The 15,407-nt window shown below is 70.9% G+C and carries 16 protein-coding genes; 11 read left to right on the top strand and 5 right to left on the bottom strand.

The annotated features are described in order from the left end of the window. Positions 1-161 precede the first annotated feature (161 nt). Both ACFYWM_RS42690 and ACFYWM_RS42685 read right to left on the bottom strand, forming a co-directional pair. Complete coding sequence (locus tag ACFYWM_RS42690) at positions 162-1,520, bottom strand: hypothetical protein (protein ID WP_389926976.1); 1,359 nt, start codon at positions 1,518-1,520, stop codon at positions 162-164. Positions 1,521-1,776: 256 nt separating this feature from the next. Next, complete coding sequence (locus tag ACFYWM_RS42685; RefSeq protein ID WP_389926973.1) at positions 1,777-2,979, bottom strand: NADP-dependent malic enzyme; 1,203 nt, start codon at positions 2,977-2,979, stop codon at positions 1,777-1,779. Positions 2,980-3,248: 269 nt separating this feature from the next. Here ACFYWM_RS42685 and ACFYWM_RS42680 point away from each other — a divergent pair, with 269 nt between their 5' ends. After that, positions 3,249-3,779, top strand: a complete 531-nt coding sequence (locus ACFYWM_RS42680) for a CGNR zinc finger domain-containing protein (RefSeq protein WP_344923357.1) — start codon at positions 3,249-3,251, stop codon at positions 3,777-3,779. A gap of 79 nt (positions 3,780-3,858) precedes the next feature. Here the strand turns inward: ACFYWM_RS42680 and sodX are convergent, their stop codons facing one another. Continuing rightward, on the bottom strand, positions 3,859-4,161 hold the full coding sequence (sodX, locus tag ACFYWM_RS42675; RefSeq protein WP_389926969.1) for a nickel-type superoxide dismutase maturation protease: 303 nt from the start codon (positions 4,159-4,161) through the stop codon (positions 3,859-3,861). Between the two features lie 89 nt (positions 4,162-4,250). Here sodX and sodN point away from each other — a divergent pair, with 89 nt between their 5' ends. The 3 genes from sodN (at position 4,251) to ACFYWM_RS42660 (ending at position 6,218) form a co-directional block, all read left to right on the top strand. Next, entirely contained in the window at positions 4,251-4,652 is a 402-nt protein-coding gene (gene sodN / locus ACFYWM_RS42670) for a superoxide dismutase, Ni (RefSeq protein ID WP_389926966.1), read from the top strand. A gap of 343 nt (positions 4,653-4,995) precedes the next feature. After that, on the top strand, positions 4,996-5,421 hold the full coding sequence (locus ACFYWM_RS42665; protein WP_389926963.1) for an anti-sigma factor: 426 nt from the start codon (positions 4,996-4,998) through the stop codon (positions 5,419-5,421). 17 nt (positions 5,422-5,438) lie between these two features. Beyond that, a complete protein-coding gene (locus ACFYWM_RS42660; protein WP_344893659.1) occupies positions 5,439-6,218 on the top strand; it encodes an RNA polymerase sigma factor SigF in 780 nt (259 codons plus the stop codon). Here ACFYWM_RS42660 and ACFYWM_RS42655 read toward each other — a convergent pair. Further along, entirely contained in the window at positions 6,215-6,610 is a 396-nt protein-coding gene (locus tag ACFYWM_RS42655) for a hypothetical protein (RefSeq protein WP_389926960.1), read from the bottom strand. The genes ACFYWM_RS42660 and ACFYWM_RS42655 overlap by 4 nt on opposite strands. Before the next feature lie 78 nt (positions 6,611-6,688). On the opposite strand from ACFYWM_RS42655, the gene ACFYWM_RS42650 reads away from it, so the two are divergent. Continuing rightward, positions 6,689-7,648, top strand: a complete 960-nt coding sequence (locus tag ACFYWM_RS42650) for a diacylglycerol/lipid kinase family protein (protein WP_389926957.1) — start codon at positions 6,689-6,691, stop codon at positions 7,646-7,648. A 281-nt stretch (positions 7,649-7,929) separates the two neighbouring features. Next, positions 7,930-8,184, top strand: coding sequence for a WhiB family transcriptional regulator (locus ACFYWM_RS42645; RefSeq protein ID WP_350976887.1), 255 nt, complete (start codon positions 7,930-7,932; stop codon positions 8,182-8,184). A 66-nt stretch (positions 8,185-8,250) separates the two neighbouring features. On the opposite strand, the gene ACFYWM_RS42640 is transcribed toward ACFYWM_RS42645, so the two are convergent. Then, positions 8,251-9,714 (bottom strand): sensor histidine kinase, encoded by a 1,464-nt coding sequence (locus tag ACFYWM_RS42640; protein WP_389926954.1) that lies wholly within the window; start codon positions 9,712-9,714, stop codon positions 8,251-8,253. A gap of 59 nt (positions 9,715-9,773) precedes the next feature. On the opposite strand from ACFYWM_RS42640, the gene ACFYWM_RS42635 reads away from it, so the two are divergent. From ACFYWM_RS42635 to ACFYWM_RS42615, 5 genes are all read left to right on the top strand, one after another. Then, positions 9,774-10,943, top strand: a complete 1,170-nt coding sequence (locus tag ACFYWM_RS42635) for an 8-amino-7-oxononanoate synthase (protein ID WP_389926951.1) — start codon at positions 9,774-9,776, stop codon at positions 10,941-10,943. Further along, complete coding sequence (locus ACFYWM_RS42630; RefSeq protein WP_362864176.1) at positions 10,940-11,659, top strand: GntR family transcriptional regulator; 720 nt, start codon at positions 10,940-10,942, stop codon at positions 11,657-11,659. Before ACFYWM_RS42635 ends, ACFYWM_RS42630 begins: the two co-directional genes overlap by 4 nt. Positions 11,660-11,707: 48 nt before the next feature. Continuing rightward, complete coding sequence (gene bioD, locus ACFYWM_RS42625) at positions 11,708-12,430, top strand: dethiobiotin synthase (protein WP_389926947.1); 723 nt, start codon at positions 11,708-11,710, stop codon at positions 12,428-12,430. A 35-nt stretch (positions 12,431-12,465) separates the two neighbouring features. Beyond that, a complete protein-coding gene (gene bioB / locus ACFYWM_RS42620; protein WP_389926944.1) occupies positions 12,466-13,461 on the top strand; it encodes a biotin synthase BioB in 996 nt (331 codons plus the stop codon). A gap of 255 nt (positions 13,462-13,716) precedes the next feature. Beyond that, complete coding sequence (locus ACFYWM_RS42615) at positions 13,717-15,369, top strand: acetolactate synthase (protein ID WP_389926941.1); 1,653 nt, start codon at positions 13,717-13,719, stop codon at positions 15,367-15,369. Positions 15,370-15,407 lie beyond the last annotated feature (38 nt).

Genomic DNA, 15,407 nt, shown 5'->3' with positions numbered 1-15,407 from the left:
TATTTTTTTGTTCCTTTACCACCACCCGCGCCGGTGCTACAAAACATCAAAAACACACCCCCCCCCAACCACCACCCACCCCCCGCTACCCCGGGGGGGGGCCCGCCCCCCGCGGGCCCCCCCTCGGCCATTCCCCCACCGAGAAGTCCGTCCCCGGAAAATCAGACGGGATTGAGCTCCCCCACCCGCTCGTTCAGCTCCACCACCGGCCGCTCGGCCGCGTAGGGATCCAGCCGCCGCCGCAGATCCGCGACGTACGACCGGGTCCTGACCGATTCCAGGCCCCTCGCCAGCTCCAGTGCCTCCACCGCGACGGAGCAGGCCTCCTCCAGCTCCCCCGAGGCGAGCAGCCCGGCCGAGAGCAGCGACAGGTTGAACATCCGCCCGCGCACGTAGCGCCCGTCCATCTCCAGCGAGCGTCTGGCGTGGCGTACCGTCCCCGGCCCGTCGCCCAGGTCGCGGAAGCAGTGCGCGAACTTCGCCGACAGGTAGGCCTCGTCGAAGTAGGCGATCCAGTCGGGCTCCTGACCGGCCCTGCGGCGGTCGAAGGACAGTTCGGCCTCGTGCAGGGAGCTCGCGCACGCCGCGCGGTCGTCCAGTGCCGCGTGCGCGTGGGCCTCCAGCACGTGCGTCTCGGCCAGCAGGGCGAAGACCCCGGCCCGGCGGGCGGAGAGCTGGGCGGCCCTGGCCAGGTCGAGCGCGTGGGCGGGTTGTCCTATATATATGGCCTGATGGCTCATCCCGGCGAGGATCTCGCCGCCGAGCCCGTGGTCGCCCGCCCCGCGCGCCAGGCGCAGCGCCTGGATCAGGTAGCGCTGGGCCAGGCCGTGCTGCTCCAGGTCGTAGGCCATCCACCCGGCCAGCCGGGTCAGCTCGGCGGCGGCCGACGCCAGCGCCTTGCCGGTGTTCTCGGCGTACGAGCCGTCGGCGAGCAGCGGCCCGACCGCCGTGTCCAGATATTTCACGACAGCGGGACGGACCCTCCCCCCGCCGAACCTGTTGTCCAGCTCTCCGAAGGACCTGGTGACCTCCCGGATCGCCGCGATGTCGTCCATGCCGACGCGCCGGGTGCCCCGCCCCTCGGGGCGGCCCTCCAGCGGGAGGGTGAGCCAGCGCACCGCCCCGGCGGACCCGGCCCCGATCGCGAAGGTGGAGTCGAGTAGGAATTTCCGTCTCTCCACGTCCCCGCGCCACAGTGCTGTCACGGTCGAGATTCCCTCCTGCCACGTGTGGTTGAACTCCTGCCCGAGGTCGAGAGGCGTCAGGACGGCCGGCAGGCCGAGATCCTCGGGACTCACGGCCCTGCCGAGCCGGAGCGCGAAGATCTCGGCGAGCAGCCCGGGGACCGGGTCTCTCGGCCGCTGGCCCGCGATCCAGCGCAGCACGGAGCTGTGGTCGTATCTCAGACCGGACAGGCCGCGAGCCGCGCCGAGATCGTTGAGCCGGCGGGCCAGCCCCTTGTGGGTGAAGCCCGCCTCGGCGATGAGCTTCTGCAGTAGTCGGTTGGGCTCGCGTTCCATAGCTCCCCTCACCGCGAGAACCGTCTGCGTGCCGGCAGCGCGCGCGATCCGGTCGTGCGCGCGTCGCTACTTCATGCACACCTTACGTACATAGGTAACTGAGAGCTCTTTTTATAGCACGATCTGTGACGAATATCGGGGTTTCCGGAAAGCGCGGACGCCCCTCGCCGGTCGGGCGAGGGGCGTCCGTGGTCACATGCCTGTTGGGCACGGGATGAGCATGGGGGCGTACAGAGAACCCGCGAGCCGGGGAGGACTAGAGGCGGGCGACCCCGTCGGCGCGGGCCTGCGCCGAGACGGCGGCGACGACCGCCGGGGCGACGCGCTCGTCGAACGGGCTGGGGATCACGCAGTCGGCCGTCAGCTCGCCTTCCCCGACCACCCCGGCCAGCGCCTCGGCCGCGGCGACCTTCATGTTCTCGGTGATCGTGGTGGCGCGGACGTCGAGCGCCCCGCGGAAGACGCCGGGGAAGGCCAGCACGTTGTTGATCTGGTTGGGGAAGTCGGAGCGGCCGGTCGCGACCACGTGGGCGTACTTGCGCGCGACCTCCGGGCGCACCTCGGGCGTCGGGTTGGACAGCGCGAAGACGATCGAGCCCGAGGCCATCGACGCGATGGCCTCCTCGGAGACGGTCGAGCCCGACAGCCCGACGAACACGTCGGCCCCCGCCAGCGCCTGCTCGGCGGAGCCGCGCAGGCCGGCCCTGTTGCTGTCGCGCGCCAGGGCCTCCTTCACCGGGTTGAGCCCGTCGCGGCCCTCGTGGATGAGGCCCTTGGAGTCGGCCACCGCGATGTCGCCGATGCCCGCGTTGAGCAGGATCCGGCTGACCGCGATCCCGGAGGCGCCGGCACCGGCGACCACGACGCGCAGTTCGCCCAGCGAGCGGCCGGTCAGCCGCGCGGCGTTCTTCAGCGCGGCCAGCGTGACGATCGCGGTGCCGTGCTGGTCGTCGTGGAAGACGGGGATGTCGAGGAGCTCGCGCAGGCGCGCCTCGATCTCGAAGCAGCGGGGCGCGCTGATGTCCTCGAGGTTGATCCCCCCGAAGGAGGGGGCGAGCCGGACGACCGTCTCGACCAGCGCGTCCACGTCGGTGCAGTCGAGGCAGATGGGCACCGCGTCGACGTCGGCGAACTGCTTGAACAGCAGGGCCTTGCCCTCCATGACCGGCATGGCGGCGGCGGGCCCGATGTCCCCGAGGCCGAGCACGGCGGTGCCGTCGGAGACGACGGCGACCACGTTGGAGATCCAGGTGTAGTCCTTGGCCAGCTCGGGCTCCTCGGCGATCGCGCTGCAGACCCTGGCCACCCCCGGCGTGTAGGCGAGTGCCAGGTCGCCGGCGTCGCGGACCGGGACGGTGGAGCGGACCGCCAGCTTGCCCCCGCGGTGCAGGGCGAAGGCCGGATCCAGATCGAGGGCTTCGAGAGCCTCTGGGGAGATGGAGGATGGCGTGACAGCCACAGCGACCCCTGTAGTTCAGTCGAACAGACGGATGTTTCCTTCGGAGGCGGCCGGAGGAAGCCTGTCCCGGGCTTCGGTAGCCGCTCGGGACCTGCCCACTGAGCACGGTCGCCTGGAGGGGTACGGGGGTCACCCGTTGCTCGATTGTGCCACATGTTGAGACTGCCTCCACGAAGGGAAGTCGTTCACTTTCTCCGTCCCGGTGTTAACCTCGGCGCATCGTGTAATACTCAAAATCCATGCCGCCTCTTACATCGACGGATCCCCAGATGGACCTGACCTCCTACGCGGAGCTGGCCGTACTACTGATCAACAGCCCCGACCGGCTGACCGGTCTCGAAGGGCTGCGCCTGCTCCTGGAAGAGGGCGGCCGCTACCGGCCCGGCTGCCGCATCACCAGGAGCGACCTGGAGGCCCTGCGCGACCTGCGCGAGGAGCTGATGATCGTGTTCGAGACCGCCGAGGCGGGCGACGAGGAGGCGGTGGTCGACCGGCTCAACTCGCTGCTGATCCACCACCCGGTCCAGCCGCAGATCTCCGGTCACGACGGCGAGCGCTGGCACCTGCACCTCACCGAGGGCGGCCGGATGGCCGACCAGTACGCGGTGGGCGCGGTGATGGGACTCGCCACCATGATCACCGATCTCGGCGTCGACCGGCTCGGCCTCTGCCAGGCGCCGCCCTGCCGCCGGGCCTACCTCGACACCTCCTCCAACCGGTCGCGGCGCTACTGCTCGGAGCGGTGCGCCAGCCGGGCCAACGTCGCCGCCTACCGGGCCCGCCAGAAGGTCGTCCAGTAGGCCCGGCGCACCGACGCCACCGAGGACCCGCCGGCGGGTCCTCCAGCGGACCCGGGACACCCGGCTCCGCGGAGAAGACCTACCGGACCCACCCGAAGCCCGGCCAGTAGCGCAGCACCACCCGGCCGACGATCGACGACGGCGGCAGCGCCCCGAAGTCCCAGCTGTCGCGCCGGCCGGAGGCGCGCTGGTTGTCGCTCTCCAGCCACCAGCCGCCGTCCGCCTCCCACGCGGCGCGCTTGACGATGAGCACGCCGGGGTCGGACGGCAGCCGGGCGACGACCAGGTCCCCGGGCCGCACGGCCGCGCCGCGCCGCACCCAGAGCCAGTCGCCGGGCCGCAGCACGGGCAGCATCGACTCGCCCACGACACGGACTCTCATGGAGCGTAACCCCTCCCACGCGGGCAATCGGAGACGAGTAAGGTCGTTAACCGGACCATTCTGAACCCGGCATCAAGGAAGGATTTCCGATGCTCGCACGACTTATGCGCCCCAGGCACACCGCCTCGGCGCACTGCGACCTGCCCTGCGGCGTGTACGACCCGGCCCAGGCCCGCATCGAGGCCGAATCCGTCAAGGCCATCATGGAGAAGTACGCCGGAAACGAGGACCCGGTGTTCCGCGCCCGCGCGCTCGGCATCAAGGAGGAGCGGGCCGAGCTGGTCAAGCACCACCTGTGGGTGCTGTGGACCGACTACTTCAAGCCCCCGCACCTGGAGACCTACCCGCAGCTGCACCAGCTGTTCTGGGAGGCCACCAAGCTCGCGGGCGCGGCCGGCGCCAAGGGCACGGTCGACGTCACCAAGGCCGACGAGCTCCTTGGCAAGATCGACGACATCTCCAAGATCTTCTGGGAGACCAAGGCCGCCTAAAACCCTCACAACGATCTCGTGATGGGGCACCGGTAGTCCGGATCAAGGAAACGTCCCCGCGACACTCCCTTGATCCGGCTCGCGGGTCCGCGAGGACGCGCCGCGGCGGGCACGCCGCCCGGCCGCGACACCTCGGCCTCGCCGGTCAGGCCGGATCCCGGCGCGTCGGCGCCGTCCGGCACGGGCCGGATCGCGACGCGCCGGAGTCGCCACGGATACAGTGCCCCTTTTGCGTATCTTCAGGGGTTCTTGACGGTGGCAAATCGCCTCGATCGCGAGTCCAAGCGGGCCAACCACCGTCTCAGGGCTGTAGGTTGCAGTCAGCGACTCTGCGAGGAGGAACGTGACCGAACACACCGAGGCGCCCGCGGTCGGCATGGGCGGGATCCGTGACGTGGTGAGCGTCCGGCTGCCGGCGGCGAGTGCCTATCTGTCCGTGCTGCGTACGGCGACAGCCGCGCTTGCCGTACGGCTGGACTTCACGCTGGACGAGATCGAGGATCTTCGGATCGCGGTCGACGAGGCGTGTGCGATGCTGCTGTCCCAGGCCGTTCCCGGCACCGATCTGACCGCCGAGTTCGAGCTCACCGGGCAGTTGATGAAAGTGCGGGTCGAGGTCAGCACGGTGGGGAGCACGCCGCCGAAGCGCGACGACTTCGCATGGATGGTGCTCACCGCCCTGGCCGACGATGTGGATGCCGTAACCGACTCCCCCGACCGTATGGCGATCGTCCTCCGCAAGCGCCGAGGCGCGGCGAGGCCGGCGTGACGGAAAGGACTCGTGCCATGGCCGCCAGCGACCACGCGGTGCCCGACCGGGTGCGTGCGCGCCTGCTCTTCGCGGAACTGGTGGAGTTGACCTCCGACGACCCGCGGCGTCAGCGCATCCGCGACGAGCTCGTCGAGCTCCACCTTCCCCTCGTCGAATACCTCGCCCGCCGGTTCCGCAACCGGGGCGAGTGGCTGGACGACCTCACCCAGGTCGCGACCATCGGACTGATCAAGTCGATCGACCGCTTCGATCTCGGCCGCGGGGTGGAGTTCTCCACCTACGCGACCCCGACGATCGTGGGCGAGATCAAGCGCCACTTCCGCGACAAGGGCTGGGCGGTCCGCGTGCCGCGCCGGCTGCAGGAGCTCAAGCTCTCGCTCACCAAGGCGATAAGCGAGCTCTCCCAGCGGGAGGGGCGGGCGCCGACCGTGGCCGAGCTGGCCGCGTTCCTGAAGATGAGCGAGGAGGAGGTGCTCGAGGGACTGGAGTCGGCGAACGCCTATTCCACGGTCTCCCTCGACGCGCCCGACTCCGGCGACGACGACGCGCCGGCGGTGGCCGACTCCCTCGGCATCGTGGACGACTCCCTGGAGGGCGTCGAGTACCGCGAGTCGCTCAAGCCCCTGCTGGAGCGGCTGCCACCACGGGAGAAGCGGATCCTGCTGCTGCGTTTCTTCGGCAACATGACACAGTCCCAGATCGCCACCGAGCTCGGCATCTCGCAGATGCACGTGTCCCGGCTGCTCGCCAGGACCCTCGCCCAGCTCCGCGAGGGCCTGACCGTCGACGACTAGCCGGACGGCTGGTCCTGGTCCCCGTAGAGGGCGCGAGTCGTCGGCGGGGACAGCAGCGCGACCAGTCCGACCACCGCGAGGGTGATCAGCGAGAAGCCGATCACCCGCTGGTCGGACTGGATCAGCGTGACCGAGACCGGGATGGCGAAGATCTGCGTCAGCACGCCCGGGCTCCGGGACCACCGCTCCGACTGGATCATCCCCCAGCCGACCCAGAGCAGGGCGGCGCCGACGATGATCCCGAACGCGGCGACGGCGATCGAGCTCATCAGGTCGAACGGCCGGCCGATCACCGTCTCCACGCCGGCGTAACCGCCGAGGAGCAGGGCGGTCAGGCCTTCCAGCGCCATGACGGCGGCGGCGACGGTGAGGGTCATCGGGCGGTTCGACACGCGGCCAACCCTATCGCCGGGTGCGGTCGCCCTCCTCTTCGCCGCCTCGGTCCCGTTTCCGGCGGATACGCTGACGTCATGCGCGCGATGCTCCTGGTGAACCCGAAGGCGACGACGACCAATCAGCGGACCAGGGACGTTCTCATCAGGGCGCTGAGCGCGACGATGAACCTGACCGTCGAGGAGACGGAGTACCGGGGGCACGCGACGCAGCTCTCCCGCAAGGCGCACGCCTCCGGCTACGACGCGGTGGCCGTGCTGGGCGGCGACGGCACCATCAACGAGGCGGTGAACGGGCTGCTCGACCCGGTCGACGGCAAGGCGGGCGACGAGGGCAGCTCGGCCGACCGGCCCGCCCTGCTGGCGATCCCCGGCGGCAGCGCGAACGTCTTCGCGAGGGCCCTGGGCCTGCCGAACGACCCGGTCGAGGCGATGGGGGCGATCCTGGAGGCGATCCGCGACGACCGCAGGCGGACCGTCGGGCTCGGCCAGGCCATCTGGGAGGGCCACAGCAGATACTTCACGTTCTGTAGTGGCCTGGGGTACGACGCCGAGGTGATCAGGGCGGTCGAGGGGATGCGCGGCACCGGGCGCAAGGCGACGCCCACCCGCTATGTGAACACCGCGTTGCACCACTACCTGTCGACCGACAAGCGTCACCCGCCGATGACGGTCGAGGGCCCGGAGGTGCCGCGGACCGGCGGGATCTTCATGGCCGTCGTCTCCAACACCTCGCCGTGGTCGTTCATCGGCCCGCGACCGGTCTCTCCGACCCCGTGGGCGAGCTTCGAGACCGGGCTCGACCTGCTGGGCCTGCAGCGCCTCGGCCTGCCCTCCATGCTCCAGCTGATGCCCCAGATCATCGGCGTCCGCGACACCCTGCCGACGGGCCGCCACCTGGTGCAGTTGCACGACGAGAGGGAGTTCACCCTGAGTTCCCGGCGCCCGGTGGCCTTTCAGCTGGACGGGGACTATCTGGGTGAGGTCGAGCGGATAACGTTCCGCTCTATCCCCGACGCGTTACAGGTCTTGGTCTGATCGGTTACATGTGGCCTGTGTGACGCATCCGACATCCATTTCAGGTAAAACGTTCTCTCAAAACTCTTGCGTGTACTAAGCGTGGCTGACAATCTCAGGATTGACGTCGGAACGTAGGACCTTTGAGCGACCACCTCGCTCCCAGGCCACCGGCGATCAAGCGGACAGGCCCCCGACCCGAACCACGGACCGGGGAATCGTTCGCGCTGGTTAGTGAAACTCTTCACAAAGTGAGCCGCTGGAGCCGACGCAAAGGGCTCCTCATACGAAGGAGTGGACGCATGGACTGGCGCCACAGAGCTGCCTGCCGTGACGTGGACCCCGAGCTGTTCTTCCCGATCGGCAACACCGGCCCCGCCCTGATGCAGATCGAGGAAGCCAAGCAGGTCTGCAACACGTGCAGCATCAGCGAAGCGTGTCTGAAGTGGGCACTGGAGTCCGGGCAGGACGCCGGTGTCTGGGGCGGCCTGAGCGAGGACGAGCGACGCGCGCTCAAGCGCCGTACGGCCCGCGCCCGCACCCGCACGAGCGTCTGACCCCCGCCACCGCCTCCCCTCCCCGGCCCGGATCGCGGGGACCCGACGTCGTTCCCCCTCCCCCGCTCAGATCGCGGGGAGGGGAATGCTCAGGGTCACCTCGGTCCCGCCGCCCTGACGCGGCTCGATGGCCAGCCGCCCGGACAGCTCGCCCACCACCAGGGTCCGGACGATCTGCAGGCCGAGGCTGGTGGTCCGGTCGAGGTCGAAGTCCTCGGGCAGCCCGCTGCCGTCGTCGGACACGATCACGTCCAGCCGCTCGGCCCCCCGTGACACGATCACCTGCAGCCTGCCCTGGCGCTGCGCCAGCCCGTGCTGGACCGCGTTCTGCAGCAGCTCGGTGAGGACCATCGCCAGCGGCGTCGCGATCTCCGAGCGCAACACCCCGAACGTCCCGACGCGAAGGGGCACCACCTGCGTCTCCGGGGCCGCGACCTCCCCGGTCATCGCGATCACCCGGTCGGCGATGTCGTCGAAGTCGACCTGCTCCTCGGGCGTGTGCGAGAGCGTCTCGTGCACGATCGCGATCGACCCGACCCTGCGCACCGCCTCCTCCAGCGCCTCCCTGCCCTCCGGCAGCTGCATCCGCCTGGCCTGGAGCCGCAGCAGCGCGGCCACCGTCTGGAGGTTGTTCTTCACCCGGTGGTGGATCTCCTTGATGGTGGCGTCCTTGGTCATCAGCTCCCGCTCGCGGCGCCGCAGCTCGGTCACGTCCCTGATGAGCACCAGCGCGCCGATCCTCCCGCCGCCGACGACCAGCGGGATCGCCCGCAGCTGCACGACCGTGCCGCCCGACTCCACCTCCGTCTCCCTGGGCTCCCGGCCGCTCGCGACGAGCATCAGGTTCTCGTTGATCGGCTCGTCGGAGTAGCAGAGCGTCGCGGTCGTACGGCCCAGCTCGGCGCCGACCAGGTCGGCGTTGAGGCCCAGCCGCCGGTAGGCCGACAGGGCGTTCGGCGAGGCGTAGGTGACGCGGCCCGCCCGGTCGAGCCGGAGCAGGCCGTCGCCCACCCTCGGCGAGCGGACCAGGATCGGCTCGGCGCCGGAGAACGGGAAGCGGCCCTCGGCCACCATCTGGGCCAGGTCGGAGGCGCTCTGCAGGTAGGTCAGCTCCAACCTGGAGGGGGTGCGCGCGGAGGACAGGTTCGTCGAGCGCTGGATGACGCCCAGGAAGTGGTCGGCCCGCCGTACCGGGATGGTCTCCTCGCGGACCGGCACCCCGCTCGACCAGTCCGGATCGCCCTCGCGGCAGATGCGCCGCTCGTTCCAGGCCGTCTCCAGGAGCGGCCGCTCCCCCTTGGACGCGGTCATCCCCACGATGTCGTCGTGGTAGACCGTCGGCCCCGTGGTGGGTCTCATCTGCGCGATCGCGATCCAGCCGGAACCCTCCTTCAGGGGGATCCACAGGATCAGGTCCGCGAAGGAGAGGTCGGCGAGGAGCTGCCAGTCGGAGACCAGCGAGTGCATCCACTCCAGGTCCGCATCGTCGAGCGCGGTGTGACGAACCGCCAGGTCGCTTAGAGTCGGCACCCGTGCATCATGCGTTCTTTGCAGGCCCGAACGCGAATCGGGTGTGTCCGGCTGGAAAGATGCCGCCTATGGAGCAGACCCCCGACCCGCTGGCCCGGTTCCGCACGGCGGCGGTCACGAGGGAGGCGGCGGGGCTGCGGCGGGTCCTGCGCGCCCGCACCCCCGACGACGACGGCCTGATCGACCTGGCCTCCAACGACTACCTCGGGCTGGCCAGGGACGAGCGGCTGGTCGAGGCGGCCGTGGCGGCCACGCGCGAGTGGGGCACCGGTTCCACCGGTTCCCGTCTGGTCACGGGCTCCACGGCCCTCCACGCGCGCCTGGAGACGCGTCTGCGCGCCTTCGCCGGGGCCGAGGGTGCCCTGGTGTTCTCCTCCGGCTACCTGGCCAACCTGGCCGCCGTCGCGGCCCTGGGCAGGGGCGCCCTGGTGGTCTCGGACGCGGGCAACCACGCGTCGATCGTGGACGCCTGCCGGCTGTCGCGCTCGCGGGTCGCGGTCACCCCGCACGGGGACGTGGCGGCCGTGGAGAAGGCGCTGGCCGACAGGGAGGAGGAGCACGCGATCGTGGTCACCGACGCGGTCTTCTCCGTGGACGGCGACCTGGCCCCGCTCGCGGAGCTGCACGCGGTGACGGTACGGCGAGGCGCGCTGCTGGTCGTCGACGAGGCCCACTCGATCGGGGTCGTCGGCGCCCGCGGGCAGGGCGCGGTGCACGCCGCCGGCCTCGCCGCCGAACCGGGCGTTGTGAGAACGATCACACTGTCCAAATCCCTGGGCTCGCAGGGTGGGGCCGTACTGGGCGCGCCCGAGGTGATCCAGACGCTCGTCGACACGGGACGCTCGTTCATCTTCGACACCGGGCTCGCCCCGGCCAGCGTGGCGGCGGCACTCGCCGCCGTCGATATCCTTCACCATCAGCCCGAACTGCCCGGACGCGTACGAACCAGAGCGAGGGAGCTGGCCGCGATGGCCCGCGATCTCGGCCTGGAGACCGGCGATCCGGCGGGTGCGGTCGTCCCCGTCGTGCTCGGCCGGCCCGAGACCGCGCTCCGGGCCGCCCTCATCTGCGCGGAACGCGGGGTGCGCGCCGGATGCTTCCGGCCGCCCTCGGTACCCGCCGGCCGCTCTTGCCTGCGGTTGACGGCACGGGCCAATCTGAGTTCCGATGATCTAGCGGTGATCCGGGGTGCACTCACCGCCGTGGCCGAGATGAAGGTGACCATGTGAGCGACGACTCCCCGAGGATCCCGAAGTACTACGACGTCAAACGCAGCCTGCTCGCTCTCACCAAGAGCCTGCCCGCGGGCAGCGCCCTGCCTCCGGAACGAGCCCTCGCGGTCCGCTTCGAGACGTCGCGCACGACCGTGCGCCAGGCTCTGTCCGAGCTCGTGGTCGAGGGCCGCCTGGTGCGCATCCAGGGCAAGGGGACGTTCGTCGCGCAGCCCAAGGTCGCCCAGGTCCTCCAGCTCACCTCCTACACAGGGAACCTGAGGACCGCCGGCCTCGAACCCGACACCAAGATCCTCGACACCAGTTACGTCACCGCCGACGAGCCGCTCGCCCGCCGCCTGGCCATCAACGCCGGTGGCCGCGTGCTGCGCATCCACCGGCTGCGCCTGGCCAACGGCGAGCCGATGTCGATCGACACCACCCACCTGTCGGCCCGGCGCTTCCCCCGGCTGCGGCGCGAGCTGGAGATGCACTCCTCGCTGTACGAGACGCTGTACAACGCCTACAACGTGCGGCTGACCGACGCCGAGGAGATCATCGAGACCGTGCTGGCCACGCCGTACGACGCGCAGGTGCTCGGCGTCGACGTCGGCCTGCCGATGCTCCTGCTCACCCGGCACGCCTTCGACGCGGACGGCAACCCGGTCGAGTGGGCCCAGTCCCTGTACCGGGGAGACCGCTACAAGTTCGTCACCCGCCTGCGCCGCCCCTGACCGGGCCGCACGCGCCCGTACGGTCCGGTCCGCCCTAAGGTGAGACGGGTGAGCATTCTCGTGGTCACCGGGACCGACACCGGGGTGGGCAAGACGGTCGTCACCGCGGCGGTGGCCGCGCTCGCCGGGGAGCGGGGCTCCTCGGTGGCGGTGGTGAAGCCCGCGCAGACCGGGGTGTCCGGTGCCGATCCGGGCGACGTGGACGACGTCATCCGGCTGTCCGGGCTGCGGACGACCTTCGAGCTGGCCAGGTACCCCGCCGCCCTGTCCCCGGCCGCGGCGGCGCGCCTGTCCGGCCTGCCGCCGGTCTCCGTCACGCGGGCGGCGGCCAGGATCGAGGAGCTGGCCGAATCCCACCGGCTGGTGATCGTCGAGGGGGCGGGCGGGCTGCTCGTCCGCTTCGACGAGGAGGGGGCGACCCTGGCCGAACTCGCGCGGGCGCTCTCGGCCCCGGTGCTCCTGGTGGCCAGGGCCGGGCTGGGCACGCTCAACCACACCGCGCTGACGCTGGAGGCGATGGCCCACCGGGGGCTGGAGCCCGCCGGGGTGGTGATCGGCTCCTGGCCGGCCGAACCCGGCCTCGCCGAGCGGAGCAACGTGACGGACCTGGAGATGCTGGCCGCCCGGCCGCTGGCGGGCGCCCTCCCCGAGGGGGCCGGGTCGCTGGAGCGCGACGCCTTCCTCCTCGCGGCCCGCGCGGGGCTGGGCCCGGCACTGGGTGGCGGCTTCGACCCCGCCGCCTTCCGCGCCACCCTTAGGCTTTCCCCGTAGCCGAAGCCGCGGATCCTCTCCACTCGGAGGTACCAATGAGCGACATCCTCGAAACGGCCCGTACGCAGGTGCTGGAGGAGGGCCGCGGTCTCGACGCGGCGCAGGCGCTGCGCTGCCTGGAGCTGCCCGACGACCGCCTGGCCGAGCTGCTGGCCCTCGCCCACGAGGTGCGGATGAAGTGGTGCGGCCCGGAGGTGGAGGTCGAGGGGATCGTCTCCCTCAAGACCGGCGGCTGCCCGGAGGACTGCCACTTCTGCTCGCAGTCGGGACAGTTCACCTCCCCGGTCCGCGCCGTCTGGCTGGACATCCCCTCGCTGGTCGAGGCCGCCAGGGAGACCGCGGCGACGGGAGCCACCGAGTTCTGCATCGTGGCCGCCGTACGGGGCCCCGACCAGCGGCTGATGGACCAGGTCCGCCAGGGTGTGAAGGCGATCCGCGAGGCCGTCGACATCAACGTCGCGTGCTCGCTGGGCATGCTCACCCGCGAGCAGGTGGAAGAGCTGGCCGAGATGGGCGTGCACCGCTACAACCACAACCTGGAGACCGCGAGGTCGCACTTCGGGAAGGTCGTCACCACCCATACCTGGGAGGAGCGCTGGGACACCTGCCTGATGGTGCGCGAGGCCGGGATGGAGCTGTGCTGCGGCGGCATCGTGGGCATGGGCGAGTCGCGGGAGCAACGCGCCGAGTTCGCCGGGCAGCTCGGCGAGCTGGCCCCCGACGAGGTCCCGCTGAACTTCCTCAACCCGCGTCCGGGCACCCCCTTCGCGTCCTTCCCGCTGCTGGAGGGCTCGGAGGCGCTGCGGACGATCGCCACCTTCAGGCTCGCGCTGCCCCGCACGATCCTGCGCTACGCCGGTGGCCGCGAGCTGACCCTGGGCGACCTGGGCACCCGCGACGGCATGCTCGGCGGCATCAACGCGATCATCGTGGGCAACTACCTGACCACCCTGGGCCGCACGGCCGAGGCCGACCTCGGCCTGCTGGCGGACCTCAGGATGCCCATCAAGGCGCTCTCCGACACCCTCTGACCCCCTCTGACACCCTCTGACACCCTCTGATCCCATCTGTCCCCGCGCGAGGACTCCTCGCGGAGACGCGGGGAGACGAGGGGAACCGCGCGGGCCGGTTCACCGTCCCGGCGGGCCCGCGAGGGGCTCGCGACCAGGTGCTGGGCGGCTTATCTCCCGACAGACACGACATGTTCCGGCCGCATTAGGCGAAGGGATCTGGGCAGGGAGAACAATCCCTGTCCGGCTAAGTGACTGACTGGTAGGTTGCGCGATATGGAGTCTCCCAAGCACGCAGGTGACATAGCGGTCGCCGTCTCCAAGGCATACGGCATCGAGACCATGTTCACCCTGTCCGGCGGGCACGTCTTCCCGCTCTACGACGGTGCGGTCCACGAGGGCATGCCCATTTTGGACGTCCGCCACGAGCAGAGTGCCGTCTTCGCCGCCGAGGCGACCGCCCGTCTGACGCGCAAACCCGGGCTGGCGGTGCTCACGGCGGGCCCCGGCATCACCAACGGCGTCAGCGGGGTGGCCACCGCGCATTTCAACGGATCCCCCGTGGTGGTCATGGGAGGCCGCGCCCCGCAGTCGCGCTGGGGGTCGGGCGCGCTGCAGGAGATCGACCACCCGCCGCTGTTCGCGCCCATCACCAAGCTGGCCTTCACCGGCTCCGGCGCCGACTCCGTCGCGCAGGACGTGGAGATGGCCTTCCGCACCGCGCTCGCCCCGCACCGCGGCCCCGTCTTCCTCGACTTCCACATGGACCACCTCTTCTCGGCCGCGCCCGCGCTGGAGGAGGCCCCCGAGACGCTGACCCCGTCGCCGCTGGAGCCCGACCCCGAGGCGCTCGCCACGATCGCCCAGCTGATCGCCGAGGCCCAGCACCCGGTGCTGGTGCTCGGCTCCGACGTGTGGATGGACCGCGCCGAGGAGGTCGCCAGGAGCTTCGTCGAGGAGTACCGCCTGCCCGTCATCCCCAACGGCCAGGGCCGCGGCATCCTGCCCGCCGGTCACGAGCTGCTGGTCACCCGGGCCAGGGGGATGGCGTTCTCGCAGGCCGACCTGGTGATCGTGGCGGGCGCCCCGATCGACTTCCGCCTCGGCTACGGCTGGTTCGGCGGCAAGGACGGCGCCCCGCTCGCCAAGGTCGTGCACCTGGCCGACGCGCCGTCACAGCTGACCACGCACATGGACCCCGCGGCCGTCGCCGCCGGCGACCTCTCGCTGCTCTTCTGGAGCCTCGGCGCGGCCTGCGCCAACGCGGGCGTCTCCCCCAAGACCTACGCGCCCTGGGTGACGCGGCTGTCCGAGGCGGCTTCTGCCGCCATCGCCGCCGACACCGCCCTGCTGGAGTCCGCCTCCGACCCGATCCACCCGATGCGGATCTACGGGGAGCTGGGCAAGGTCCTCGCCGACGACGCCGTGGTGATCGGCGACGGCGGCGACTTCGTCTCGTACGCGGGCAAGTACGTCGAGCCCCGCCAGCCCGGCAACTGGCTCGACCCGGGCCCGTACGGCTGCCTGGGCACCGGCCTGGGCTACGCCATCGCCGCCAGGATCGCGCGTCCCTCCTCGCAGGTGGTGCTGCTGCTCGGCGACGGCGCGGCCGGCTTCTCGCTGATGGATGTCGACACGCTGGTGCGCCACCGCCTGCCCGTCGTGATGATCTGCGGCAACAACGGCATGTGGGGCCTGGAGAAGCACCCCATGCAGATGCTCTACGGCTACGACGTGGCCGCCGAGCTGCAGCCGCAGTGCCGCTACGACCAGGTGGTGACCGCACTCGGCGGCGGCGGAGAGCTCGTCACCGACCCGTCGGAGATCGGCCCGGCCCTGCGCCGCGCGTTCGACTCCGGCATCCCCTACATGGTGAACATCGCCACCGACCCCTCGGTGGCCTACCCCCGGCACACCACGGGCGTCTAGCGAAGCGTCACCGGGCTCGCGCACGGGGACCGTGAGGT

The sequence above is a fragment of the Streptosporangium sp. NPDC002721 genome (assembly GCF_042888905.1).
In the GTDB taxonomy this organism is placed as follows: domain Bacteria; phylum Actinomycetota; class Actinomycetes; order Streptosporangiales; family Streptosporangiaceae; genus Streptosporangium.
The sequence above is the reverse complement of the archived record's forward strand: the minus strand, read 5'-3'. Positions and strand labels throughout refer to the sequence as shown.

Coding starts and splice junctions, on each gene's coding strand:
- ACFYWM_RS42690 (WP_389926976.1), bottom strand. CDS start 1,520: ATGGAACGCGAGCCCAACCGACTACTGCAGAAGCTCATCGCCGAGGCG.
- ACFYWM_RS42680 (WP_344923357.1), top strand. CDS start 3,249: ATGGACCTGACCTCCTACGCGGAGCTGGCCGTACTACTGATCAACAGC.
- sodX (WP_389926969.1), bottom strand. CDS start 4,161: ATGAGAGTCCGTGTCGTGGGCGAGTCGATGCTGCCCGTGCTGCGGCCC.
- sodN (WP_389926966.1), top strand. CDS start 4,251: ATGCTCGCACGACTTATGCGCCCCAGGCACACCGCCTCGGCGCACTGC.
- ACFYWM_RS42660 (WP_344893659.1), top strand. CDS start 5,439: ATGGCCGCCAGCGACCACGCGGTGCCCGACCGGGTGCGTGCGCGCCTG.
- ACFYWM_RS42650 (WP_389926957.1), top strand. CDS start 6,689: ATGCGCGCGATGCTCCTGGTGAACCCGAAGGCGACGACGACCAATCAG.
- ACFYWM_RS42645 (WP_350976887.1), top strand. CDS start 7,930: ATGGACTGGCGCCACAGAGCTGCCTGCCGTGACGTGGACCCCGAGCTG.
- ACFYWM_RS42635 (WP_389926951.1), top strand. CDS start 9,774: ATGCCGCCTATGGAGCAGACCCCCGACCCGCTGGCCCGGTTCCGCACG.
- bioB (WP_389926944.1), top strand. CDS start 12,466: ATGAGCGACATCCTCGAAACGGCCCGTACGCAGGTGCTGGAGGAGGGC.
- ACFYWM_RS42615 (WP_389926941.1), top strand. CDS start 13,717: ATGGAGTCTCCCAAGCACGCAGGTGACATAGCGGTCGCCGTCTCCAAG.